The organism is Kitasatospora sp. NPDC093550 (assembly GCF_044764985.1).
In the GTDB taxonomy this organism is placed as follows: Bacteria; Actinomycetota; Actinomycetes; order Streptomycetales; family Streptomycetaceae; genus Kitasatospora.
Map to the genome: position 1 here is coordinate 130,373 of NZ_JBIWJF010000018.1, position 23,085 is coordinate 153,457.

Here is a 23,085-nt window from a genome sequence, read left to right on the forward strand (position 1 = left end):
CGTGTGCGGTCGTCAGCCCTCGACGCCCCCGAAGCGCTCCGTCCAGGCCGCCAGGTCCTCGTCCGTGATCTTGGCGAACAGCACCGGCGGCACCGTGAAGGCCGTCCCGGCCGGCACCAGGTCCAGCGCCCGGGCCTGCTCCGGGGCCACCCAGCGGCGGGTGGCCGCCGGGGAGTCCGCGGGCAGCGCGAAGGCCGCGCGCATCGCGGCCGCCGCCGTGGGGATGAACGGCTCGGACACCACCGCGTACAGGTGGATCAGGTTCATCGCCGTGCGCAGCGTCAGCGCCGCCGCGTCCGGGTCGGTCTTGACCTGCAGCCAGGGCGCCTTCTCGTCCAGGTAGGCGTTGCCCGCGCTCCACAGCGCGCGCAGGGCCTGCGCGGCCTTGCGGAAGTTGAGCGCGTCCAGCTGGGCCTCGTACTCGGCCAGCAGGCCGGCGACCTGCTCGCCGAGGCGCTGCTCGGCCTCGCCCGCGGCGTGGCCGCCGGGGACGTCGTCGCCGAAGCGCTTGCGGCTGAAGGACAGCACCCGGTTGACGAAGTTGCCGAGGGTGTCGGCGAGGTCCTTGTTGACCACCGAGGCGAAGAGGTCCCAGGTGAAGCTGGAGTCGTCCGACTCGGGGGCGTGCGCCATCATGAAGTAGCGCCAGTAGTCGGCGGGCAGCAGTTCCAGCGCGACGTCGCTGAAGATGCCGCGCTTCTGGCTGGTGGAGAACTTCCCGCCGTAGTACGTCAGCCAGTTGAAGGCCTTGACGTAGTCGACGGTCTTCCACGGGCGGCGCGAGCCGAGGATCGTCGCCGGGAACATTACGGTGTGGAAGGGGACGTTGTCCTTGCCCATGAACTCGGTGTAGCGGACGGTCTCGTCGGCCTCGTACCACCAGGACCGCCAGTCCCGCAGCTGCCCGGCCGGGGCGGCGTCCGCCCACTCCTTGGTGGCGCCGATGTACTCGATCGGGGCGTCGAACCAGACGTAGAACACCTTGCCCTCGGCGGCCAGTTCGGGCCAGACGTCGGCCGGCACCGGGACGCCCCACTCCAGGTCGCGGGTGATCGAGCGGTCCTGCAGGCCCTCGGTCAGCCACTTGCGGGCGATCGAGGAGGCCAGCACCGGCCACTCGTCGCCGTGCGCGGCGACCCAGGCCTCGACCTCCTCGGTCAGCTTCGACTGGAGCAGGAAGAGGTGCCGGGTCTCGCGGACCTCCAGGTCCGCGCTGCCGCTGATCGCCGAGCGCGGCTCCAGCAGGTCGGTCGGGTCCAGCACCCGGGTGCAGTTCTCGCACTGGTCGCCGCGCGCCTTGTCGTAGCCGCAGTGCGGGCAGGTGCCGACGATGTAGCGGTCCGGCAGGAAGCGGCCGTCGGCGTTGGAGTACACCTGGCGGATCGCGCGCTCCTCGATGAAGCCGTTGCGCTGCAGCTCGCGGGCGATCTCCTGGGTGATCTCCCGGTTCTGCGGGGAGGAGCTGCGGCCGAAGTGGTCGAAGGAGAGCCCGAAGCCGTCGTAGACCGCCTTCTGCGCGTCGTGCGCCCGGGCGCAGAACTCGGCGACCGGCAGCCCGGCCTCCTGGGCGGCCAGCTCGGCGGGGGTGCCGTGCTCGTCGGTGGCGCAGATGAACAGCACCTCGTGGCCGCGCTGGCGCAGGTAGCGGGAGTACACGTCCGCCGGGAGCATGGACCCGACCATGTTGCCCAGGTGCTTGATCCCGTTGATGTACGGAAGGGCGCTGGTGATCAGGTGCCGAGCCATCCTCGGATGCTCCGATTTCTCCCGCACGCGCACCCCACCCGGGGGTGCTGTGCCAGGCGCAGGGGTCCACTGTGGGCTGCCAAGCCTACCGCCGCCGCCGGGCCGACCCGCTCGCCGTCACGGCCGGTGGGGGCCGCTCGCCCGGCCGGCGGGGCCGTCGGTCACGGCCGGCGGGGCCGCTGGTCACGGCCAGCCCGGCCGCCGGTCCCGGGCGGGTGCGGGTCGCCGTACCGGTCGAACTCCCCGGCCTTCACCCCGCGGACGAAGGCGGCCCACTTGCGCGGCGTGGTGCGCACGACCACCTCGGGCCGGTCGGACTCGCGGATCTCCACCAGCCCGCCCGCCACCCTGACCTCGACGCAGTCGGTGCTCTCGCCGCTGGCCGACGCCTTGTTCCACGTGCTCATGAGAAGTCTTTCAGTAAGGTCCGGATGAACTCCCGGGTCTCCTCCGGCCCGAGAGCGATCTCCGCGGTCCTCTCCTTGATCCGGCGGTAGGAGTCCAATTCCGCTACGGAGTGCACGAACTTCGGCCCGTGGGAGAGGTCGATCTGGACGGTGTCGAGCTCCGGGACCGGACCGCGGGCGAGGTACAGGCTCTCCCCGGATCCCGTGTAGGTGGGGACGCTGAACGGGATCGCCCGGATCTCCACCCCGGGCCGCTCGGAATTCTCCAGCAGGCTCCGCAACTGCTCGCGCAGCACTTCCGGACCGCCGAACTGCATGCGCAGCGCGGACTCGTGCAGGATTGCGCCGTACGGTTTCGGCTGGTCGACGAGGATCTGCTGGCGCCGAATCCGGAATGCCTTCCGGATCTCCGCCTCCTGCCGGTGCTGCGGGGGGAGCCGTTCGAACACCGCGGCGGCGTACGCCGGGGTCTGCAACAGGCCGGGGATGAACGTGCTGTTCAGGATGGACAGGGACGCGGCGTGGTGCTCCATCTCCGCGATGTCGATGATCGCGTTCGGCAGCCGGCCGCGGTAGCCGTCCCACCAGTACTTGCGCCGGTCCTGCGTCATGGCGAGCAGCGCGTCGAGGTACGGCCCGTCCTCGTAGCCGCAGGTGTGTGCCCAGATCCGCAGCCGGTCCGCGCTGATGCCCGATTTCCCGTTCTCCATCTGGGAGATCTTGGGGAGGTCGGTGCCGATGACGGCGGCGAGGGTCTTGGGCGTCACGCCCACGCGTTCGCGCATCCTGCGCAACTCGATTCCGAGGCGCTGCTGGCGCACGGTCGGCGACAAGCGGGGTGGCATGACTCTCTTCTCCGGATCGCGGCTGCGGTCGATGCTTCCGGTGAAGTGTGCCGTGCACACCGGGCGCCAGCTACCGAAATGGGGGATACCCCACGATGGAGTGAACGTTCTCCCGCTCGGTAGCAACTCTGGCACCCTGACCCTAGGGTCGTCCGTGTCACACACTGACTTGTTGTCGTCTAAACAGTCCTCAAACAGCCGTAATGACACACCAGATGCATGGTCGCGGCGCCCCGACATCACCGACCGGAGACAGCCATGCCACTTCCCACGCCTCTCCGTCCCCCTCGCCGTCCCCGCCCTTTCCGTCGCATTTCCGCATCCCGGTGAATGCGCTTCTGGTCGCCGCATTGTCCGCACTCCTCCTCGCCGTGCTATTCGTCGGCTGGCTGGTCTGGCTGGTGAACATCCAACCCCGTGAACCCCGCCGGGCGAAGCGCGAGTTCGCGGCCGGCCATTCCACCGGCGCCGAGCGGAAATAGCGGTCGCTCCGGGCCCGGCGGCGGACCGGCCGACCCCGGGCACCCCACCCCCGGCAGCGGACCCCGCGCTCCCGTACGATCACCGGCGATGCCGACCGGTGCCTTCGCCGGGGACGTTCGCCTGGGGGAACAGATGGAGCCGCTGCACGACACCGACCCGGAGGCCATCGGCCCGTACCGGCTCTTCGCCCGGCTCGGCGCGGGCGGCATGGGCGACGTCTTCCTGGCCCGCTCGGCCGGCGGGCGCACCGTCGCGGTGAAGGCGGTCCGCTCCGAACTCGCCCGGGACGCGGTCTTCCGGACCCGCTTCCGTCGCGAGGTGGCCGCGGCCCGGGCGGTGGACGCCGTCCACACCGCGCCGGTGACCGACGCCGACCCGGACGGCCCGACGCCCTGGCTCGCCACCGCGTACGTGCTCGGTCCCTCGCTCGCCCAGGCCGTCCGGGAGCACGGCCCGCTGCCCGAGGACTCGGTGCGCACGCTCGGCGCCCGGCTGGCCGAGGCGCTGGAGGCGATCCACCGGGCCGGACTGGTCCACCGCGACCTCAAGCCCTCCAACGTCCTGCTCGCCGCCGACGGCCCGCGGGTGATCGACTTCGGCATAGCCCGGGCCCTGGACGACGACGAGATGACCAGGACGGGCGGGGTGATCGGCTCCCCCGGCTTCATGTCCCCCGAGCAGGCCGGCGGCCTGCCGAGCGGTGCCCCCGGGGACGTCTTCTCGCTGGGCTCCGTGCTGGTCTTCGCGGTGACGGGGCACGGCCCCTTCGAGAGCGCCTCGGGCGCCGCCGCCCAGCTCTACAAGGTGGTGCACGAGGAGCCCGACCTGGCCGGCGTCCCGGCCGAACTGCGCGGGATCCTGGCGCAGTGCCTGCGCAAGGACCCGGAGCGGCGCCCGCGCCCGGCCGAGCTGCGGGCCCTGCTCGCCGTCGGCGCCGCCGACGGCGAGTGGCTCCCCGGCCCGGTGGCCGCCGACCTGGCCCGCCACGCGGCGGCGGTGATGAACCTGGAGGCCCCGCTCCGCGTCGGTCCGGGACCGTCCGAGGCCCCGACGATCGCGCAGAACCGGACCAGGGTGGACCTGACCGGACCGGTGGAGCCGGCGCCGGCCGCGGCGGTGACGTCGGCACCGGAGGACGAGGCCGCTCCGCGGCGGGGAGCGTTCTCCCGCCGCCGTCTGCTGCTGTCCGGCGGGGCGCTGGCCGTCACCGCCGCGGCCGGCGCCGCCACCTGGGCGCTGACCCGCTCCGACTCCCCGGGCGGCGGCGCCGGGACGGCGCCCAAGCCGGTCTGGACGGTCACCACCGAGGGCAGCGCGTCGGCCGCGGGCCCGGCCCTGGCGGTGGTCGACGACCTGGTCCTGGTCCACGCGGACACCCTGCTCGCGGTGGCCGCCGCCACCGGCGAGGGCCGCTGGGAGCGGCAGGACGCCGCGAGCAGGGCGTACCTGGTGGGCGGCGGCCGTCTCTACGAGCTGTCCGACGGGCTCCGCCGACTGGCGCTCGCGAACGGTTCGGTGGGCGTCGCCGCGAGCACCGTCCTGGACGGCGGCATGCGGCCGGTGTACCAGTCCCTGGTGGCGGCGACCGACCAGCGGCTCTACCTCAAGATCGCCGTCGGGGAGGCCGGCGGCGAGGGCGCCACCACCGGGATCCTGGGCCTGGGCAGGGAACTGAGCAGCCGGGTCTGGTTCCAGGAGGACCCGGACTCCTCCGACCTGGAGACGCCCGGGGCGATCGGCGGCAGCACCCTGCTGCACCTCGACAACAAGTACGACCTGGTCGCCCGCAACACCGACGACGGCGCGGCGCTCTGGCGGGTGGAGACCGGGAGCGCGAAGCCCCGGCCGGTCCGCTGCGACGACCAGCGGGCGTACTGCGCGGTGGACGACGCGGCGCTGCAGGCGGTCGGCCTGGAGGACGGCAGGCAGCTGTGGCGCCTCGACCCGAAGGAGGGGCGGATCGGCGACCTCGCGGTGGCCGACGGCACCCTCTACCTGGGCCTCGGCACCCGGTCCTGCTCCGCCGTCGACGCGGGTACCGGGAAGGTCCGCTGGACCTGCCCGCTGCCCGGCTACCCGGCCGCGTCCGAGGCCCCGGTGGTGGCCGGGGGCACCGTCCTCGTGTCCGGCCGCGTCCCGCACGAGTCGCGCCTGCTGCCCTGCGTCCACGCCGTCGACGCCGCCACCGGCCGCCTGACGTGGACCTTCACCGACCCGACCTACCAGCCGTCCGAGGAGTCCGTCAGCTGCCGGTTGAGCACCGACGGCAAGCTGGTGTTCGCCTGGATCGGGAACACGGTGTCCGCCCTGCCGCTCGCCTGAGCCCCGCCGATCGACCGACGGGCCGTCAGCCGCGCGAAAGCCGTTCCGTCAGACGGGACTTGGCGGCCGGCCACTCGTCGGTGAGCATCGAGAAGTAGGCGCTGTCCCGCCAGGTGCCGTCCGGGAGCAGACGGGCGCGGCGGTGGACGCCCTCGAACTGGGCGCCGAGGCGCTGGATCGCGTTGCGGGAGCGTTCGTTGCGGGCGTCGGTCTTCCAGAAGACGCGGCCCATGCCGAGGTCCTCGAAGGCGTGGGTGAGCAGCAGCAGCTTGGCCTCCGTGTTGACCGCGGTGCGCCAGACCGACCGGGCGTACCAGGTGCCGCCGATCTCCAGGTACTCGTTCACCGCGCTGAAGTCGTGGTAGCCGGTGATGCCGACGGCCCGGCCGCTCGCGAGGTCGACGGCGGCGAAGTAGACCGTCTCCCCGGTGGCCGCCTCGGCGAGGCGGTCGTCGAGCAGCGCGTCCATCTCCTCCCGCGTGGCGGGCAGCCGGATCGGGATCCAGCGCCAGACCTCGGGGTCGGGGCCGACGTTGCTCCACAGGTCGGCGAAGTGGCGGCGGTCCAGCGGCTCCAGGCGGATGTGGCGGCCGGTGAGGGTGACGGGCGTGGGCAGCTTCGCGGTCATGATCCGAACGTAACGCGAGCCTGCACTAGATGCAAGAGAAGATTGAACTAGTGCAAAATTGCCAGTGTGGACGCAGAAGAGGGCCCCGCGGGACGAATCCCGCGGGGCCCTCCGAACGGTCCGGTGCGTGCCGGTGCGTTCCGCTGCCGATCAGGCTCAGATGAACGAGTTGATCTCGATCGTCTCGTTCCGGCCCGGGCCGACGCCGATGGCCGAGATCGGCGCGCCCGACATCTCCTCCAGCGCCTTCACGTAGGCCTGGGCGTTCTTCGGCAGCTCGGCGAAGGTCTTCGCCTTGCTGATGTCCTCGGTCCAGCCCGGCAGCGTCTCGTAGATCGGCTTGGCGTGGTGGAAGTCGGACTGGTTGTAGGGGAGCTCCTCGACCCGCTTGCCGTCGATCTCGTACGCGACGCAGACCGGGATCTGCTCCCAGCCGGTCAGCACGTCGAGCTTGGTCAGGAAGAAGTCGGTGAGGCCGTTGACCCGGGTCGCGTAGCGCGCGATGACGGCGTCGAACCAGCCGCAGCGGCGGTCGCGGCCGGTGGTGACACCGCGCTCGCCGCCGATCCGGCGCAGCGCCTCGCCGTCCGCGTCGAACAGCTCGGTCGGGAACGGGCCGGAGCCGACGCGGGTGGTGTAGGCCTTGAGGATGCCGATGACCCGGTCGATCTTGGTGGGGCCGATGCCGGCGCCGGTGCAGGCGCCGCCCGCGGTCGGGTTCGACGAGGTCACGAAGGGGTACGTGCCGTGGTCGACGTCGAGCAGGGTGCCCTGGCCGCCCTCCAGCAGGACGACCTTGTTCGCCTTCAGCGCCTCGTCCAGGACGAGGGTGGTGTCGGCGAGGAAGGGCTTGATCTTCTCCGCGTAGCCCAGGTACTCCTCGACCACCAGGTCGGCCGGGATGGTGCGGCGGTTGTACAGCTTGACCAGGACCTGGTTCTTGTCGTGCAGCGCCGCCTCGATCTTCTGGCGCAGGATCGACTCGTCGAACAGGTCCTGGACCCGGACGCCGACGCGGTTGATCTTGTCCGCGTAGGTCGGGCCGATGCCGCGGCCGGTGGTGCCGATCCGGCGCTTGCCGAGGAAGCGCTCGGTGACCTTGTCCAGGGTGCGGTGGTACGGCGTGATCAGGTGGGCGTTGCCCGAGATCAGCAGCTTGGAGGTGTCGATGCCGCGGTCGTTCAGGCCGGCCAGCTCGGAGAGCAGCACCGCCGGGTCGATCACGACGCCGTTGCCGATGACCGGCGTGACGTTCGGGCTGAGGATTCCGGAAGGGAGCAGGTGCAGGGCGTACTTCTGGTCGCCGATGACCACCGTGTGACCGGCGTTGTTGCCGCCCTGGTAGCGGACGACGTAGTCGACGGAGCCACCGAGGAGGTCGGTGGCCTTCCCCTTGCCCTCGTCTCCCCACTGAGCGCCAACGAGCACGAGTGCCGGCACAGGCGTACACCCCTTCCGGTTGGGGCATCCTGCGTAGGCCGCAGTCTGCCCCGAGATAGACGAAGCCCCTGGCGCAATGGCGCAAGGGGCTCTTGCACCGAGAGATTACCTGAGGAAGGACCGGTCGTGTCGTCCCTGTCCACGCCTGGAACGAGCGGCCCCGAGCCGCTCCTGCTGCTCCTCGACCCGGTGGCCCGGCAGACCGACGGCGAGTCGGTGCGGATCGCGAAGGACGTGCTCTGCGGGGGTGCGGACGTCAAGGTGGTGCTTCCGGAGAACCCTTCCGAGCTCGATCGGATGCTTTCGCACCGGGGTCGGCGGCGACCGGTGGTGATCGGTTCCGACTTCGCCCTGCAACGGGTGCTGCAGGCGCTGCATCGGCAGCGTGAGCTGGGCGCGGAACCGGTGGGGATGGTTCCGGTCGGTCGTACGGAGGAGCTGGCGACGGCCCGCGCGCTGGGGGTGCCGGGGGAGCCGGTCCGGGCCGCGCGGGCGGTGCTGTCGGGGGCGCCGCGCCGACTGGACCTGCTGGTGGACGACGGCGGCGGGGTCGCCCTGGGCGGGGTGCGGATCACGGGGGGCGGCACCCGTCGGCTGGTGGGCCGTCCGGGTGGCTGGCGTTCGCTATGGGCGAAACTGGCTGCGGCCGAGCAGGCGAACGCACTCACCCCGGAGGGCACCGACCACAGCCCCCGGGTCCGGGTCGAGGCCGACGGCCGGCTGCTCGCGGACGTCCACCGGCCGGTCCGGCTGGTCCAGGTCTCCCTGCCCTCCGGCGCCTCGGACGGGACGGGCGAGATGGAGGTCGTGGTCAGGGCCTCCGGCGCCCTGGTGCGGGCCCGGGCGGCGAGCGTCTCGGTGGTCGGCCGGGGCTTCGGTTACGAGGCGGACGGCCACCCGGTCGGCCCGGTCCGCGCCCGCACCTGGACGGTGCACCCGGGCGCCTGGGGCCTGCTGCTCCCGGCTGCGTGAAGCCGCGGTGAACGCCGGGTGAGCAGGCTCACGTTCGGCCGCGCGCCGGCGGCCGTCGCTCCGCACACGGAACTCCCCAACAGGCGCGAACCGCAAGGCCAACCGCCACCCGCCGGAATTCCGGCACCCCGAAATCCCCACCCCGTAAGGGGTTTTGTCTACGCGCGTTACCGAACGATCGTCCGACAATCCCGGCATCCCGGGTTCCGGAAGCCTGTGCCAACTGCCCTAGACTCGAAGGCGTGCCACGTGGTGACGGAAGACTCAACCACGATCTTCTTCCCGGCGAGAAAGGCCCCCAGGACGCTTGCGGCGTCTTCGGTGTCTGGGCTCCCGGCGAGGAGGTCGCCAAGCTCACGTTCTTCGGCCTTTACGCCCTGCAGCACCGCGGTCAGGAATCCGCGGGCATCGCAGTGAGCAACGGCTCCCAGATTCTCGTCTTCAAGGACATGGGACTCGTCTCCCAGGTCTTCGACGAGGCCTCCCTGGGGTCGTTGCACGGGCATATCGCCGTCGGACACGCCCGCTACTCGACCACCGGTTCCTCGGTCTGGGAGAACGCCCAGCCGACTTTCCGGGCGACCGTGCACGGTTCGCTGGCCCTCGGGCACAACGGAAACCTGGTGAACACCGCCGAACTGGCGGCCATGGTCGCCGAACTGCCCGGCGAGGAGCACGTCTCGCGCTCCGGCCGGACCGCCGCGACCAACGACACCGACCTGGTGACGGCGCTGCTCGCCGGCCACCCGGACCTCTCCATCGAGGAGACGGCCAAGGTCGTGCTGCCCAACGTCAAGGGCGCGTTCTCGCTCGTCTTCATGGACGAGCACACGCTCTACGCCGCCCGCGACCCGCAGGGCATCCGCCCGCTGGTGCTCGGCCGGCTGGAGCGCGGCTGGGTGGTCGCCTCCGAGACGGCGGCGCTGGACATCGTCGGCGCCTCCTTCATCCGCGAGGTCGAGCCCGGCGAGCTCATCGCCATCGACGAGAACGGCCTGCGCACCTCCCGCTTCGCCGAGGCCAAGCCCAAGGGCTGCGTCTTCGAGTACGTCTACCTGGCCCGCCCCGACACCTCGATCGCCGGCCGCAACGTCCACCTCTCCCGCGTGGAGATGGGCCGCCGCCTGGCGAAGGAGGCCCCGGTCGAGGCCGACCTGGTGATAGCGACGCCCGAGTCCGGCACCCCCGCCGCGATCGGCTACGCCGAGGCCAGCGGCATCCCGTACGGCTCCGGCCTGGTGAAGAACGCCTACGTCGGCCGCACCTTCATCCAGCCCAGCCAGACCATCCGCCAGCTCGGCATCCGGCTCAAGCTCAACCCGCTGCGCGAGGTCATCGCCGGCAAGCGCCTGGTGGTCGTCGACGACTCGATCGTCCGCGGCAACACCCAGCGCGCGCTGGTGAAGATGCTCCGCGAGGCCGGCGCCGCCGAGGTGCACATCCGGATCTCGTCCCCGCCGGTGAAGTGGCCCTGCTTCTTCGGCATCGACTTCGCCACCCGCGCGGAGCTGATCGCCAACGGCATGACCATCGAGGAGATCGGCCGCACCCTCGGTGCCGACTCGCTCTCCTACATCTCGATCGACGGCATGATCGAGGCCACCAAGCAGCCCAAGGACAGGCTCTGCCGGGCCTGCTTCGACGGCGAGTACCCGATGGAGCTGCCGGACCCGGCGCTGCTCGGCAAGCTCCTGCTGGAGGCCGAGATCAAGGGCGGCCAGCAGCAGCCGGCCGTCCGCGGCAAGCCGACCAGCGGCAGCGACCTGGACGGCGTCCAGTCGCTGCTCGGCGGGGCGGGCGCGGCCGACGCGCTGCGCCGCCCGTAACGACACCACGGTGGGGTCCCGCGAACCGGGGCCCCACCGCTGTTCCGCCCCCTGCAGTCCCCGAACAACCCACCTGACCCGAAAGGGCCGCACGCAGTGACCAGCTCCAACCAGAACGGCGCCACGTACGCCGCCGCCGGTGTCGACATCGAGGCGGGCGACCGCGCCGTCGAGCTCATGAAGCAGTGGGTGAAGAAGGCGAACCGCCCCGAGGTGGTCGGCGGCCTCGGCGGCTTCGCCGGCCTCTTCGACGCGTCCGCCTTCAAGAACTACGAGCGGCCGCTGCTGGCCTCGGCCACCGACGGCGTGGGGACCAAGGTGGCCATCGCCGCCGCCATGGACAAGCACGACACCATCGGCCACGACCTGGTCGGCATGGTCGTCGACGACCTGGTGGTGTGCGGCGCCGAGCCGCTGTTCATGACCGACTACATCTGCGTCGGCAAGGTCGTCCCGGAGCGGGTCGCCGCGATCGTCAAGGGCATCGCCGAGGGCTGCGCGCTGGCCGGCTGCGCCCTGGTCGGCGGCGAGACCGCCGAGCACCCCGGCCTGCTGGGCCCGGACGAGTACGACGTGGCGGGCGCCGGCACCGGTGTCGTCGAGGCCGACGCGCTGCTCGGCGCGGACCGCGTGCGGGCCGGCGACGTGGTGATCGCGATGGCCGCCTCCGGCCTGCACTCCAACGGCTACTCGCTGGTCCGCCACGTGCTGCTGAACGAGGCCGGCTGGAAGCTGGACCGCAAGGTCGAGGAGTTCGGCCGCACCCTCGGCGAGGAGCTGCTGGAGCCGACCCGGATCTACTCGCTGGACTGCCTGGCGCTCACCCGCGCCACCGAGGTGCACGCCTTCTCGCACGTCACCGGCGGCGGCCTGGCGGCCAACCTGGCCCGGGTCATCCCGGACGGCCTGCACGCCCGCCTGGACCGCGGCACCTGGACCCCGCTGCCGGTCTTCCGGACCGTCGCCGAGGTCGGCAACGTGGCCACCCTGGAGATCGAGAAGACGCTCAACATGGGCGTCGGCATGGTCGCGGTCGTCCCGCCGCACTCGGTGGACATCGTGCTGTCGATCCTGGAGGACCGCGGCGTCGAGTCCTGGCTGCTCGGCGACATCGTCGAGCGCACCGACGAGCACGAGGGCGGCGCGGCCCTCTACAACGCCTACGAGGGCTTCCGGGCCTGACCCGCGCCCGACCGGCGAGAGGCCCCCTTCCGGCACGCCGGAAGGGGGCCTCCCGCGTCCCACGGGTACCAGCGGGCCTCAGCGGCCCCCGTACGCGGGAACGCCGAAGACCGGCCCGGCGCCCTGGGCGCCCGGACCGGTCCGGTGAAGCTGGTGGCTACGAGCGGCGGGAGGCCTGCGAGGCCCCGGCACCCGGCTCGTTGTCGTCCTCGTCGTCGAGGGCGCCGTAGCGGGCGGCGTACTCCGCGTACGGGTCGTCGTCCTCTTCCTCCTCGATCGGCTCGGGGTCGATCGAAGCGGTGGACGGCGATACGCCCAGCTCGTTGGACAGACGATGAGCGTCGAACCCGCCGCTGTTGTACTTCAGCTCGCGGGCGACCTTCGTCTGCTTGGCCTTGGCCCGGCCGCGCCCCATGGGTCGACCCCCTCAACGATGGGGCTCACGGCCCCGAGTCTGACACGTGTTCATGATCAGGACCGGTCTGCCCGAATGGGAGGACCGTCCCTTGGAGCATTAACGGTACCTGTTTCCGCCGCTGGACGGTACGTCGTCGGTGTGACGTGGCGCGCACCGACCGCACCCGAGACCGGGTCTTCCCAGGTCAGGGGAGGTTTTGCGGCGATTTGCGCGCTGTCCAGAGGTGTCTGAGGTTCGTCGTTCCAGGACCGATTATCCCCCCAAGGGGGACCTCGGATCACCCGTTCGGACGGAGAAGTGAGAATCCGGTTCCACATCGTGATGCGCGGGGGACCGCGGTGGCGGGCCCCCGCGCATCACGCCTCCGGTGACGGCGACCGGATCAGGCGCGGCGGGCGCCCGGGAGCAGGACCGTGCGCAGCGCGCTGATCTCGCGCATCCGCTTCTCGGCCAGGCGGTCGGCGGCCACCGCCGGCGGGACGCCGTCGACGGCGGCCCGGGTGAAGATCTCCAGGGTGGTGTCGAAGATCTTGGTGGCCTTGTTCTTGGCGCGCTCGAAGTTGAAGCCGTCGATCTCGTCGGCGACCTGGATGACGCCGCCGGAGTTCACCAGGTAGTCCGGCGCGTAGAGGATGCCGCGGTCGGCGAGGTCCTTCTCCACGCCGGCGTGGGCCAGCTGGTTGTTGGCAGCGCCGCAGACGATCGAGGTGCCGAACTCGCCCAGCGCCGCGACGACGTCGTCGGTCAGCGCGCCGCCGAGGGCGCAGGGGGCGTAGACGTCCAGCTTCGCCTGGAGCAGGGCGGTGGTGTCGGCGACCACCTCGACGTCCGGGTGGGCCGCGCGCACGCGGTTGACGGCGGCCTCGAAGGGGTCGGTGATGACGACGGTGGCGCCGTCGGCGACCAGGTGGCCGACCAGGTAGTGGCCGACCTTGCCGACGCCCGCGACGCCGACCCGCTTGCCGCGCAGGGTCGGCTGGCCCCAGCGGGCCTGGGCGGAGGCCCGCATGCCCTGGAAGACGCCGAAGGCGGTCAGGATGGACGAGTCGCCGGCACCGCCGTGCTCGGGCGAGCGGCCGGTCACGAACTCGGTCTCGCGCGCGATGACGTCCATGTCCTGCACGTAGGTGCCCACGTCGCAGGCGGTGATGTAGCGGCCGCGCAGGGACTCGACGAAGCGGCCGTAGGCCCGGAGCATCGCCTCGTTCTTGTCCTTGTTCGGGTCGCCGATGATGACGGCCTTGCCGCCGCCGAGGTCCAGCCCGGCCAGCGCGTTCTTGTAGGACATCCCGCGGGACAGGTTCAGCGCGTCCTCCAGCGCCTCCTCCTCGGAGGCGTACGGGAAGAAGCGGGTGCCGCCGAGGGCCGGGCCCAGGGCGGTCGAGTGGATGGCGATGATGGCCTTCAGGCCGGAGCCGCGGTCGTGGCAGAGGACGACCTGCTCGTGGCCGTCGCCGGGGGCGCCGTCCTGTTCGGTACGGAAGATCCTGCTGAGCACGCCGGGTGCGGGGTGCGTGGCGGGGGTCTGTACGTCGGTCACTGTGGTGACTCCAGTATCGAAGGCCCGCTGCTGTGGTGCGGGCGCCTAAGGCGAAGCGTAGTCGCGAGCGCGCCGCCGATCCGCCCTCTTGTCCGAGCTTGTGCCGGTTGTCCGAGGGGTGAGACGGGAAGGGGTGCGCGGTGCGGGCGCGAACGGTTCGGGGGCGCGCCCTCCCCGGTCCGGTCGGCGCGTGCGACGATGCAGGACGTGACCGTCGTACGTACCTCCGTACAACCGCCCTACGCCGCCCACCTGCGGGTCTACGAGCCGCTGGCGGCCTATCCGGAGCCCGAGCGGGCGCGCTGGCAGGCCTACGCGGCGGAGCGCGGCCCGGACGCGGTGGAGGCCGCCCAGCCGGTCGCGGCGACGGTGCTGGAGGAGCAGCGGGAGGCGCTCGCGGAGCTGGCCGCCCGGACGCCCCGGGCGCTGCCCGAGCGGGAGAGCGGGCGGGCGTACCTGCGGGTGGTGGACGGCGTACTGTACGTCTGCCCGTGGGCGACCAGGCTGCGCAGCTGGCAGGCGCTGGAGGAGCTGCGGGCCGGGGCGCCGGTGGCGCTGCTGGACACCGCGCTGCCGCCGGCGGCCCGGGAGGCCGCCGAGGCGGACCGGGAGCGCTGGCGGGCCGAGCACCCGGACGCCCGGCCGTGGATCCTGACCAGCCGGTGGGAGGTCCCGGTGCGCTGGTTCCTGCCGTTCGGGGACGAGGACCGCTGCTTCGTGCCGGGCGGAGCGGGGGAGGAAGGGGACGGGGGGAGCGGGGAGGAGGGGGACGCCCGGCCGGCGGCGCTGTTCTACCTGGTGCCGATGGCGCAGGCGCGGCGGCGGGTGGCCCGGGCCTACCGGGCGCTGCGGGAGGCCGTGCCGGAGGGGGACCTGGCACGGGGGGCGGAGCGGATCGGGCGGTGGCTGGAGGAGTTCCACCCGCGCTCGCTGGTGGAACTGGACTACGGGGGGCTGGTGCATCTGCTGGGGCCGGAGCGGTTGCTGGCGGACCGTTCGGCGGGGGAGCTGGAGGAGGGGCTGCGCGCGCTGCGGGCGGGGGACACCGCCGAGGCGCTGCGCGTGTACGGAGAACTGACGGTGCGCTGGCGCCGGGTGCTGGCGCTGCGGTACGCGAACTGACGTCCGACCGCCCGTGTATGACTGTAAGGGTCCTTGGGACCGCACCGACGATGACCAAGGTCCTGGTTCGGGTCAATAGCTGCCGAACGTGACACTACTCACCGTTGACGCGAACTTACCCCTATGTGCAAAAATGGGACAACCAGCCCAACTTCACGTGAGCGTGCCCACTTTTGGGTGGTTCTGGAGTCGATGCGTGCTTTGCGGGGAAACGGAGGGTCTGGTCCCCTCGTAACCGGATGTCATCGTCGCGTGACTGTCCGTTATGGGGTGGTCCATCGCCATCCGTCGGCCTTGAACCCGTGAGGGGTCAATTTTGGCGGTTTGGTCGATAGGGCTGGACGGATGGTGTAGTTGTAGACACCAGGACAAGCCGTTCGTCCTATAACCGACTCGGCCCGTCTATGCCATTTCGGGCATCGCGGGCCAAGGTGCAGAATTTGAAGGATAGAACCGCCCTGGTTCGGTTCTCCCGAGGAGGCCGCTCATGACCGCTCGTACCCCTGATGCTGAGCCGCTGCTGACGCCGGCAGAGGTTGCCACCATGTTCCGCGTGGACCCGAAGACGGTCACCCGCTGGGCCAAGGCGGGCAAGCTGACGTCGATTCGCACGCTCGGCGGTCACCGCCGTTATCGCGAGGCGGAGGTGCGCGCCCTGCTGGCCGGGATTCCGGCTCAGCGCACTGAGGCCTGATAGGCCAAAGGCTCTTTAAAGGGGCCGCTTACCGGACTCCGCCGGGTCCGGTAAGCGGCCCCTTTGCCGTACCCCCGGCCGCACGCCGGGCCGTCGGAATGCTGAACTCCGGATAACGATTTGATGCTCAAGGGGCGGGGGGGATTTACAGTGAATAGAAGTGCAATTTTACATATTAAATTAACGGCCTCTTGGGCGGGGTGTGCCGCGCCGGGTTTTCGGGGAGGTTCGGTGACGACCGTCACGCGGTCCTTCACTTGTGGTCCGCGCCCGGCTCGGGGTATGGGGCCGGACGGGCAAAAGCGAGAGGCCCGGAACCTGACGGTTCCGGGCCTCTCGCGTTACGGCGATCCCGACGGGACTTGAACCCGCGACCTCCACCTTGACAGGGTGGCGAGCTAACCAACTGCTCCACGGGACCAGAGTGTTCTGATCTCGTTCACTCGCTTGCCGCGCTGCGAACAAGACAGATCGTAGCCCATGGTGGGCCCCCAGGTCGAACTGGCTCCTGAAGGCCCACCCGCAGCTCAGAGGGTGGCCCTCGCCGCCTCCATCGCCTTCATGATCCGCTTCTCCGAGACCGGGCTCGGCGTGCCCAGCGACTGGGCGAAGAAGCTGACCCGCAGCTCCTCGATCATCCAGCGGATCGCCCGCACCTCCGCGGAGGGCTGCCGCCCGGCCGGCACCGCCGCCAGCAGCTCCCCGTAGGCCTGCTGCACCTGCTGGACCTTCAGCAGCTGCTGGGCGTCCCGCTGCGGGTGGTTGGGCAGCGCCTCCAGGCGGCGGTCCACCGCCAGCAGGTAGCGCTTGAGGTCGGGCAGCCGCTGCCAGCCGGTGGCCGTCACGAAGCCCGGGTGCACCAGCGAGGCCAGGTGCAGCCGGACGTCGTTCACCGCGTTCAGCAGCACCGGGCTGCTCACCGTCTTCAGCCGGGTCGAGGCCTTGTGGAAGGCGATCAGCGCGGTGGCCGTCTTCAACGTGGTGTCCGCGGACAGGTCGTACAGGTCCGCGCGGACCTTGTCGTGCAGCGTGCCGAAGGCCGCCGCGTCCCAGGCCGGTCCGCCGGCCAGGGCCATCAGCCGGTCCGTCGCCGCCGACACCACGTCCTCGAACAGGGCGCCGATCGAGTCGTGCGGGCTGTACGAGAGCGCCAGCTTCGCCTGGTTGCCCAGTCGGCCCTGGATCGACTTGGCCGGGGAGGTGGTGGTCAGCATCAGCAGCCGCCGGGTGCCCTCCCACATCGCCTGCGCCTGGGCCTCCGGGGTGTCGAACAGCTTGATGCCGACCGAGGTGCCCTCGTCCACCAGGGCCGGGTAGGCGCGCAGCGAGTGGCCGCGCGAGCGCTGCTCGAAGGTGCGCTGCAGGACGGGCAGGGACTCCGGCCAGGCGGTCAGCCCGCCCTGCTCGATGCCCTGGCCCGAGGCGGCCGAGGACAGCGTCTCCTTGAGCTTCGGCTTGAGCTTCAGCCGCAGCTCCTCCAGGTCCTTGGACTCGGCGAGCTTGCGGCGCCCGTCCACCACCCGGAAGGTCACCTTGAGGTGGTCCGGCACCCGCTCGTCGTCCCAGGCCTCCGGCGGCACGGTGACGGCCGTCAGCCGCTTCAGGGCGTGCTCCAGGGCGGGCAGCAGGGGCTCCTGGCGGTCCTTCACCGCGCGCAGCGCCGCCTTGGCGAAGTCCGGCGCCGGGACGAAGTTGCGCCGGACCGCCTTCGGCAGCGACTTGATGTACGCCGTGACCAGCTCCTCGCGCAGACCGGGGATCTGCCAGTCGAAGCCCTCCGCGGTGACCTGGTTCAGCACCGGCAGCGGGATGTGCACGGTCACGCCGTCCGCGTCGCTGCCCGGCTCGAACTGGTACGTGAGCTTGAAGCGCAGCTTGCCCTGCTGCCAGTAGTCCGGGTAGTCGGCCTCGGTGACGCCGTCCGCGGCGTCGTTGATCAGCATCGACTTCTCGAAGTTCAGCAGGTCCGGCTGCTCGTGCCGGGCCTTCTTCCACCAGGAGTCGAAGTGCCGGGTGGAGACGATCTCGTCGGGCAGCCGGGCGTCGTAGAAGTCGAACAGGGTCTGGTCGTCCACCAGGATGTCCCGGCGGCGGGCCCGGTTCTCCAGCTCCTCGACCTCGCCGAGCAGCTTGCGGTTCTCCGCGAAGAACCGGTGGTGGGTCTCCCAGTCGCCCTCCACCAGCGCGTTGCGGATGAACAGCTCGCGGCAGAGCTCCTGGTCGATCTTCCCGTAGTTGACCTTGCGCTGGGCGACGACCGGCATCCCGTACAGGGTGACCTTCTCGTACGCCAGCACCGCGCCGGCCTTCTTCTCCCAGTGCGGCTCGCTGTAGCTGCGCTTGATCAGGTGGCCGGCCAGCGGCTCGACCCACTCGGGCTCGATCTTGGCGTTGATCCGGGCCCAGAGCCGGGAGGTCTCCACCAGCTCGGCCGACATCACCCAGCGCGGCGGCTTCTTGAACAGGCCGGAGCCCGGGAAGACCGCGAAGCGGGCGCCGCGCGCGCCGCCGTACTCGCGCTTCTCCACGTCGAACAGGCCGATGTGGGAGAGCAGTCCGGCCAGCAGCGACTGGTGGATCCGGTCGGCGTCCGGCTCGGCGTCGGGATGCGGTTCCTCGATCGTCACGCCCAACTGCTTGGCCACGGTGCGCAGCTGGGTGTAGATGTCCTGCCACTCCCGTATCCGCAGGTAGTTGAGGAACTCGGCCTTGCACATCCGGCGGAAGGCCGAGGAGGAGAGCTCCTTCTGCTGCTCGCGGACGTAGCGCCACATCGCCAGGTAGGAGAGGAAGTCCGAGGTCTCCGAGGTGAACCGGCGGTGCCGGTCGTCGGCGGCCTGGCGCTTCTCGGCGGGGCGCTCGCGCGGGTCCTGGATGGACAGCGCGGCGGCGATCACCATCACGTCCCGGACGCAGCCGTTGCGGTCCGCCTCCAGCACCATGCGGGCCATCCGCGGGTCCACCGGGAGCTGGGCGAGCTTGCGGCCGAGCGGGGTGAGGCGCTTGCGCGGGTCCTTCTCGTCCGGGTCCAGCGCGCCCAGCTCGTGCAGCAGGTGCACGCCGTCCTTGATGTTGCGGGAGTCCGGCGGGTCCAGGAACGGGAAGGCGGCGATGTCGCCGAGGCCGGCCGCGGTCATCTGCAGGATCACCGACGCCAGGTTGGTGCGCAGGATCTCGGCGTCGGTGAACTCGGGCCGGGAGAGGAAGTCCTCCTCCGAGTACAGCCGGATGCAGATGCCGTCCGAGGTACGGCCGCAGCGGCCCTTGCGCTGGTTGGCGCTGGCCTGGCTGATCGCCTCGATCGGCAGCCGCTGCACCTTGGTGCGGTGGCTGTAGCGGGAGATCCGGGCGGTGCCCGGGTCGATCACGTACTTGATGCCGGGGACGGTGAGCGAGGTCTCGGCCACGTTGGTGGCCAGCACGATCCGGCGGCTGCCGGAACGCTGGAAGACCCGGTGCTGCTCGGCCGAGCTGAGCCGGGCGTACAGCGGCAGGACCTCGGTGTTCCGCAGCTTCAGCCGGTTCAGGGCGTCGGCGGTGTCCCGGATCTCGCGCTCGCCGGAGAGGAAGACCAGGATGTCGCCCGGGCCCTCGGCCTGCAGCTCCTGGGCGGCCTCGCAGATCGCCTGGACCTGGTCCCGGTCGCGGTCGGTCTCGTCCTGGTCCTCGTCGCCCTCGTCCACGATCGGGCGGTAGCGGACCTCGACCGGGTACGTGCGGCCGGAGACCTCGACGATCGGGGCGTCGCCGAAGTGCCGGGCGAAGCGCTCCGGGTCGATGGTCGCGGAGGTGATCACGACCTTGAGGTCGGGCCGGCGGGGGAGCAGCTGCTTGAGGTAGCCGAGGATGAAGTCGATGTTGAGGCTGCGCTCGTGCGCCTCGTCGATGATCAGGGTGTCGTACTGGCGCAGATCGCGGTCGGTCTGGATCTCCGCGAGCAGGATGCCGTCCGTCATCAGCTTGACCAGGGTGTCCTGGCCGACCTGGTCGGTGAACCGGACCTTCCAGCCGACCGCCTCGCCCAGCGGGCTGTTCAGCTCCTCCGCGACCCGCTCGGCCACCGTGCGGGCGGCGATCCGGCGCGGCTGGGTGTGGCCGACCAGACCGCGCACGCCGCGGCCGAGCTCCAGACAGATCTTCGGGATCTGGGTGGTCTTGCCGGAGCCGGTCTCACCCGCGACGATCACCACCTGGTGGTCCCGGATCGCCTCCAGGATCTCGTCCTTCTTCTGGCTGACCGGCAGCTCGGCCGGATACGTGATGGCCGGCACCGCGCCCCGGCGCTGCGCGACCAGCAGCTCGGCGCGGTCGATGTCGGCGGCGATCTCGGCGGCGATCTTCTGCCGGGCCTCGGCCTTGCGGACCCGGCGGGCCCCCTCCAGCCGGCGCCCGATCCGCACCTCGTCGCGCAGGGTCAGCTCGGGCAGGCGGGCGGCCAGCTCACCGATGCCGGGACCCTCGGCGGGCGCGGGGGCGGACTGGACTGCGGGAGAACTCACTGCGGGCATCCCTCTAGGTTCGCAAGGAGGCACGGCGGAGCGCACCTCGGTTTTCGAGCCCCTCCAGTGTCACAGCCGCCGGTGGCGAATCGCGAACGGCGGGCAACGGTCCGCGGCCGCTGCGGGCTCCGGGAGGGTGAGGAGGTGCTCATGGGAGCCCAGAAGACCGCACGGGACGAGGAGTTCCGGGCGTTCGCCGGCAGCGCGTGGTCGCGGCTGCTCAGGACGGCCTACCTGCTCGCGGGGGACCGGCACGGCGCCGAGGACCTGGTCCAGCAGGCCCTGGAGCGGGCCTACGTCGCCTGGGGCCGGGTGCGCGCGGCGGACGACCCGCCCGCGTACGTGCGCCGGATCCTGATCAACGAGCACGCCCGGCGGTTCCGGCGCCGACCGGTGAGCCAGGCGGCCAAGGGGGGGCGGCGAGCTGAGCGCCTCGCCGGTGCTGATCGCCGGGGTCAGGCCCGAGGTCGCGAAGGTCGTGGTCAGCTGGCAGACCGGCGGCTCCACCGAAGCGGTGCCGGTCGCCGTCGCCGACTCCCCCACCCACTGGTTCGCCATCGCGCGGAAGCCGGGCTCGGACGCCAGGACCCTCACCCTCTACGCCGCGGACGGCACGGTGCTCGGCACCGACGACAGCTGGTTCCGCAGCTCCTGAGCGGTCGGCCGGGGTTCAGGGCCGGAGTGCGGCCTCGTCGGCGTCCGGGAGCCAGTCCCGGGCCGGGTCGTACTCCAGCCAGCGGTTGCGGGCGGCCTGCGTGGTGAACGCCCTGAGCAGCTCGTCGAGCTGCGGGTGCGGGGCGGCGGACGTGTCCTGCCGCCAGAGCAGGGACCAGGCGTAGAGCGGGGTCGGGTCGGCCAGCGGGACGGTCCGCACGCCCGGACGGTCGGGCAGCGGGGTGTCGGCGGGGACGAGCGAGAAGCAGGACGGGTCGCCGCCGACCTGGTCCAGGAAGTGCTCCAGGCCCAGGTTGGTCGAGCCGACCCGGTGCGGGACGTCGAAGCGGGTGGCGAACCGGGTCAGGAAGTCGAGCCGGTCCACCGCCGCCGGGTAGCGCAGCACGCTGCCGCGCAGCTCCGCGGGGCTCAGCGCGTCGCGGCCGGCCAGCGGGTGATCGGTGCTCAGCAACGCGTCCACCGGCTCCAGACGGACCAGACGGTGCGTCAACCCGGCGTCCGCGCCGTCCGGCAGCGGATGCACCCGGCCGAACCCGGCGTCCGACTCCCCGCGCAGCACCGCAGCCGCCACCGACGGCAGGTCCCGGCCCGGCACCGGCTCCACCGCCAGCCCCGGCGCGGCGTCCACCGCCTGCGCCAGCGTCCGCATCGGCGCGTACAGGTGCCCCCACACGTCGATCCGCAGCGGCCGCGCGGCACACCCCACGGCGGCCACCGCGCGCTCCCCCTGCACCAGCACCCGCCGCGCCGGCTCCAGGAACCGCCGCCCCGCCGCGGTCAGCCCCACGCCCCGGGCGTCCCGCTCGAGCAGCCGCACCCCCAACGCCGCCTCCAGCCGCGCCACCCGCTTCGACAGCCCCTGCTGGCTGATCCCCAACCGCCCCGCCGCCCGCCCGAAGTGCGACTCCTCGGCCACCACGACGAATCCCCGCACCTGCGCCAGATCCAGATCCACCGGGGCACCCTACGGCGTGCCGTGCCGCTGCGCGGGGGTGGTGGGGTGGTGGCTTTCGGGAGAGTGGGTGGCGGGGCGGCCCCGGGGGTGGCCGCTCCGAGGGGCTGGATGATTTTCAGACTGCCTCCCCTGAGGGGAGGGGGTTGAGACCGTTGGCAGTCTGAAAATCACCCGCAACGCCCCTCTCCGGGCCACCCCCTGCGCCGCCCCTTCCGCGGCACTCCCTCTCGCTGGGGCGGGTTGGGGGAGGTGGGTGGGGTGAGGGGGTGGGTGGGGTGTTGCGGGTGGGTGCTGTGGGTGGGGTGTGGCCACAACCGGTGGTTGTCGTCGGTGGGGGGTGGTTGTTGGACCGGGGGAGGTGGGGCGCGGTGGGGTGAGGGGGTGACCGAGGGAGGAGCGGGGATGAAGGCGCTGGTGGCGACGGGGCGGATGGCGGAGCCGGTGCGGTTCGCGGAGGTGGAGCAGCCGCGGCCGGGGCCGGGGGAGGTGCTGGTGAAGGTGGAGGCGTTCTCGGTGAACCGGGGCGAGACCTTCCAGCTGGAGGCGCCCCGGGACGGCTGGCGGCCGGGGAAGGACGTGGCCGGGCTGGTGGTGCAGGCCGCCGCCGACGGGTCGGGGCCCGCGGTGTGCCGGCGGGTGGTGGCGCATCCGCCGGCCGGGGGGTGGGCCGAGTACGTGTGCGTGCCGACCTCCTCCCTCGCCGAACTGCCCGACGGCCTGGACGCCGTCCGGGCCGCCGCGCTGCCGCTCGCGGGGCTGACCGCGCTGCGGCTGCTCCGGACGGCGGGGCCGCTGGCCGGGCGGCGGGTGCTGCTGACCGGGGCCTCCGGGGGCGTAGGGCACTACGTCACCGAGCTGGCCGCCGCGGCCGGGGCCGAGCTGACCGCCGTCACCGCCTCCCCGGAGCGCGGCCGGCGGCTGGCCGAGCTGGGGGCGGCCGAGGTGCTCCACGACCTGGGCGGGGCGCGCGGACCGTACGACCTGGTGCTGGAGTCCACCGGCGGCGCCGCGCTGCCGCTCGCCCTGGCCCGGCTGGCCCGGCGCGGCACCCTGATCTGGTTCGGCCAGGCCTCCCGGACGCCCGCCACGCTCGACTTCTTCGACTTCTTCAAGGGCCCGGAGTCGGCCGTCCTGCGGCACTTCCACTACGCCGACTCCGACGTGCCCGACGGCGAGGACCTGGCCACCCTGGTGCGCCTGGCGGACGAGGGCCGGCTGACCCCGGAAATCGGCCGGGTCGCGCCCTGGGACGAGACCGCCGCCGTGCTCACCGACCTGCGCGAGCGCCGGATCCGCGGCAAGGCCGTCCTCACCGTCTCCTGAACCGCCCG

General features: G+C 71.9%; 18 protein-coding genes, 1 tRNA gene and 1 pseudogene. 10 read left to right on the forward strand and 10 right to left on the reverse strand.

Features of this window, described 5'->3' with window-relative positions:
* Positions 1–12 precede the first annotated feature (12 nt).
* The 3 genes from metG to ACIRD3_RS27165 all read right to left on the reverse strand — a co-directional run bounded on the left by metG (position 13) and on the right by ACIRD3_RS27165 (position 2,998).
* Positions 13–1,746, reverse strand: a complete 1,734-nt coding sequence (metG, locus tag ACIRD3_RS27155) for a methionine--tRNA ligase (protein WP_402221573.1) — start codon at positions 1,744–1,746, stop codon at positions 13–15.
* Between the two features lie 161 nt (positions 1,747–1,907).
* Positions 1,908–2,153, reverse strand: coding sequence for a DUF397 domain-containing protein (locus tag ACIRD3_RS27160; RefSeq protein WP_402221575.1), 246 nt, complete (start codon positions 2,151–2,153; stop codon positions 1,908–1,910).
* On the reverse strand, positions 2,150–2,998 hold the full coding sequence (locus ACIRD3_RS27165) for a helix-turn-helix domain-containing protein (protein WP_402221578.1): 849 nt from the start codon (positions 2,996–2,998) through the stop codon (positions 2,150–2,152). The genes ACIRD3_RS27160 and ACIRD3_RS27165 overlap by 4 nt, the downstream gene beginning before the upstream one ends.
* 350 nt (positions 2,999–3,348) lie before the next feature.
* Between ACIRD3_RS27165 and ACIRD3_RS27170 the strand changes: the two genes are divergently transcribed.
* Positions 3,349–3,480 carry a hypothetical protein gene (locus ACIRD3_RS27170; protein WP_402221580.1) on the forward strand — a complete coding sequence of 44 codons (132 nt, stop codon included), beginning with the start codon at positions 3,349–3,351 and terminating at the stop codon, positions 3,478–3,480.
* A gap of 88 nt (positions 3,481–3,568) precedes the next feature.
* A complete protein-coding gene (locus tag ACIRD3_RS27175; RefSeq protein ID WP_402221582.1) occupies positions 3,569–5,803 on the forward strand; it encodes a protein kinase in 2,235 nt (744 codons plus the stop codon).
* 25 nt (positions 5,804–5,828) lie between these two features.
* Here ACIRD3_RS27175 and ACIRD3_RS27180 read toward each other — a convergent pair whose 3' ends face one another.
* Entirely contained in the window at positions 5,829–6,431 is a 603-nt protein-coding gene (locus ACIRD3_RS27180) for a GNAT family N-acetyltransferase (protein WP_402221584.1), read from the reverse strand.
* 156 nt (positions 6,432–6,587) lie between these two features.
* Positions 6,588–7,871: an adenylosuccinate synthase gene (locus ACIRD3_RS27185; RefSeq protein ID WP_402221586.1), complete on the reverse strand. Its 1,284-nt coding sequence runs from the start codon at positions 7,869–7,871 to the stop codon at positions 6,588–6,590.
* A 126-nt stretch (positions 7,872–7,997) separates the two neighbouring features.
* Between ACIRD3_RS27185 and ACIRD3_RS27190 the strand changes: the two genes are divergently transcribed.
* The 3 genes from ACIRD3_RS27190 to purM all read left to right on the forward strand — a co-directional run bounded on the left by ACIRD3_RS27190 (position 7,998) and on the right by purM (position 11,851).
* A complete protein-coding gene (locus ACIRD3_RS27190) occupies positions 7,998–8,843 on the forward strand; it encodes a diacylglycerol kinase family protein (protein ID WP_402221588.1) in 846 nt (281 codons plus the stop codon).
* A gap of 242 nt (positions 8,844–9,085) precedes the next feature.
* Positions 9,086–10,669 (forward strand): amidophosphoribosyltransferase, encoded by a 1,584-nt coding sequence (purF, locus tag ACIRD3_RS27195; RefSeq protein WP_402221589.1) that lies wholly within the window; start codon positions 9,086–9,088, stop codon positions 10,667–10,669.
* Positions 10,670–10,765: 96 nt separating this feature from the next.
* Positions 10,766–11,851 (forward strand): phosphoribosylformylglycinamidine cyclo-ligase, encoded by a 1,086-nt coding sequence (gene purM, locus ACIRD3_RS27200; RefSeq protein ID WP_402221590.1) that lies wholly within the window; start codon positions 10,766–10,768, stop codon positions 11,849–11,851.
* 157 nt (positions 11,852–12,008) lie between these two features.
* Here the strand turns inward: purM and ACIRD3_RS27205 are convergent, their stop codons facing one another.
* Both ACIRD3_RS27205 and ACIRD3_RS27210 read right to left on the reverse strand, forming a co-directional pair.
* On the reverse strand, positions 12,009–12,266 hold the full coding sequence (locus tag ACIRD3_RS27205) for a DUF3073 family protein (RefSeq protein ID WP_402221592.1): 258 nt from the start codon (positions 12,264–12,266) through the stop codon (positions 12,009–12,011).
* Between the two features lie 385 nt (positions 12,267–12,651).
* Positions 12,652–13,809, reverse strand: coding sequence for a Glu/Leu/Phe/Val dehydrogenase dimerization domain-containing protein (locus tag ACIRD3_RS27210; protein WP_402221595.1), 1,158 nt, complete (start codon positions 13,807–13,809; stop codon positions 12,652–12,654).
* A 198-nt stretch (positions 13,810–14,007) separates the two neighbouring features.
* On the opposite strand from ACIRD3_RS27210, the gene ACIRD3_RS27215 reads away from it, so the two are divergent.
* Both ACIRD3_RS27215 and bldC read left to right on the forward strand, forming a co-directional pair.
* Positions 14,008–14,931, forward strand: a complete 924-nt coding sequence (locus ACIRD3_RS27215; protein WP_402221597.1) for a hypothetical protein — start codon at positions 14,008–14,010, stop codon at positions 14,929–14,931.
* A 487-nt stretch (positions 14,932–15,418) separates the two neighbouring features.
* Positions 15,419–15,625, forward strand: coding sequence for a developmental transcriptional regulator BldC (gene bldC, locus ACIRD3_RS27220; protein ID WP_014137253.1), 207 nt, complete (start codon positions 15,419–15,421; stop codon positions 15,623–15,625).
* A gap of 347 nt (positions 15,626–15,972) precedes the next feature.
* Here the strand turns inward: bldC and ACIRD3_RS27225 are convergent.
* Both ACIRD3_RS27225 and hrpA read right to left on the reverse strand, forming a co-directional pair.
* A tRNA-Asp gene (locus ACIRD3_RS27225) sits at positions 15,973–16,046 on the reverse strand.
* Positions 16,047–16,152: 106 nt separating this feature from the next.
* Entirely contained in the window at positions 16,153–20,133 is a 3,981-nt protein-coding gene (gene hrpA, locus ACIRD3_RS27230; RefSeq protein WP_402221600.1) for an ATP-dependent RNA helicase HrpA, read from the reverse strand.
* A gap of 141 nt (positions 20,134–20,274) precedes the next feature.
* Between hrpA and ACIRD3_RS27235 the strand changes: the two are divergent.
* Positions 20,275–20,502: pseudogene (locus ACIRD3_RS27235) on the forward strand (sigma factor); the annotation flags it as partial.
* A gap of 61 nt (positions 20,503–20,563) precedes the next feature.
* The gene (locus ACIRD3_RS27240; protein WP_402221641.1) at positions 20,564–20,779 is read left to right on the forward strand and encodes a hypothetical protein; all 216 of its coding nucleotides are present in this window, start codon (positions 20,564–20,566) and stop codon (positions 20,777–20,779) included.
* Positions 20,780–20,794: 15 nt separating this feature from the next.
* On the opposite strand, the gene ACIRD3_RS27245 is transcribed toward ACIRD3_RS27240, so the two are convergent.
* On the reverse strand, positions 20,795–21,754 hold the full coding sequence (locus ACIRD3_RS27245) for a LysR family transcriptional regulator (protein ID WP_402221603.1): 960 nt from the start codon (positions 21,752–21,754) through the stop codon (positions 20,795–20,797).
* A 402-nt stretch (positions 21,755–22,156) separates the two neighbouring features.
* Here ACIRD3_RS27245 and ACIRD3_RS27250 point away from each other — a divergent pair, with 402 nt between their 5' ends.
* Positions 22,157–23,077 carry a zinc-binding dehydrogenase gene (locus ACIRD3_RS27250; RefSeq protein ID WP_402221605.1) on the forward strand — a complete coding sequence of 307 codons (921 nt, stop codon included), beginning with the start codon at positions 22,157–22,159 and terminating at the stop codon, positions 23,075–23,077.
* The last annotated feature ends 8 nt before the right edge of the window (positions 23,078–23,085 follow it).

What these genes read in the sequence shown, in the direction of transcription:
- ACIRD3_RS27215 (WP_402221597.1), top strand. Translation starts at nt 14,008, where the DNA reads ATGCAGGACGTGACCGTCGTACGTACCTCCGTACAACCGCCCTACGCC.
- ACIRD3_RS27160 (WP_402221575.1), bottom strand. Translation starts at nt 2,153, where the DNA reads ATGAGCACGTGGAACAAGGCGTCGGCCAGCGGCGAGAGCACCGACTGC.
- ACIRD3_RS27180 (WP_402221584.1), bottom strand. Translation starts at nt 6,431, where the DNA reads ATGACCGCGAAGCTGCCCACGCCCGTCACCCTCACCGGCCGCCACATC.
- ACIRD3_RS27250 (WP_402221605.1), top strand. Translation starts at nt 22,157, where the DNA reads ATGAAGGCGCTGGTGGCGACGGGGCGGATGGCGGAGCCGGTGCGGTTC.
- metG (WP_402221573.1), bottom strand. Translation starts at nt 1,746, where the DNA reads ATGGCTCGGCACCTGATCACCAGCGCCCTTCCGTACATCAACGGGATC.
- ACIRD3_RS27205 (WP_402221592.1), bottom strand. Translation starts at nt 12,266, where the DNA reads ATGGGGCGCGGCCGGGCCAAGGCCAAGCAGACGAAGGTCGCCCGCGAG.
- ACIRD3_RS27175 (WP_402221582.1), top strand. Translation starts at nt 3,569, where the DNA reads ATGCCGACCGGTGCCTTCGCCGGGGACGTTCGCCTGGGGGAACAGATG.
- hrpA (WP_402221600.1), bottom strand. Translation starts at nt 20,133, where the DNA reads ATGCCCGCAGTGAGTTCTCCCGCAGTCCAGTCCGCCCCCGCGCCCGCC.
- ACIRD3_RS27165 (WP_402221578.1), bottom strand. Translation starts at nt 2,998, where the DNA reads ATGCCACCCCGCTTGTCGCCGACCGTGCGCCAGCAGCGCCTCGGAATC.
- bldC (WP_014137253.1), top strand. Translation starts at nt 15,419, where the DNA reads ATGACCGCTCGTACCCCTGATGCTGAGCCGCTGCTGACGCCGGCAGAG.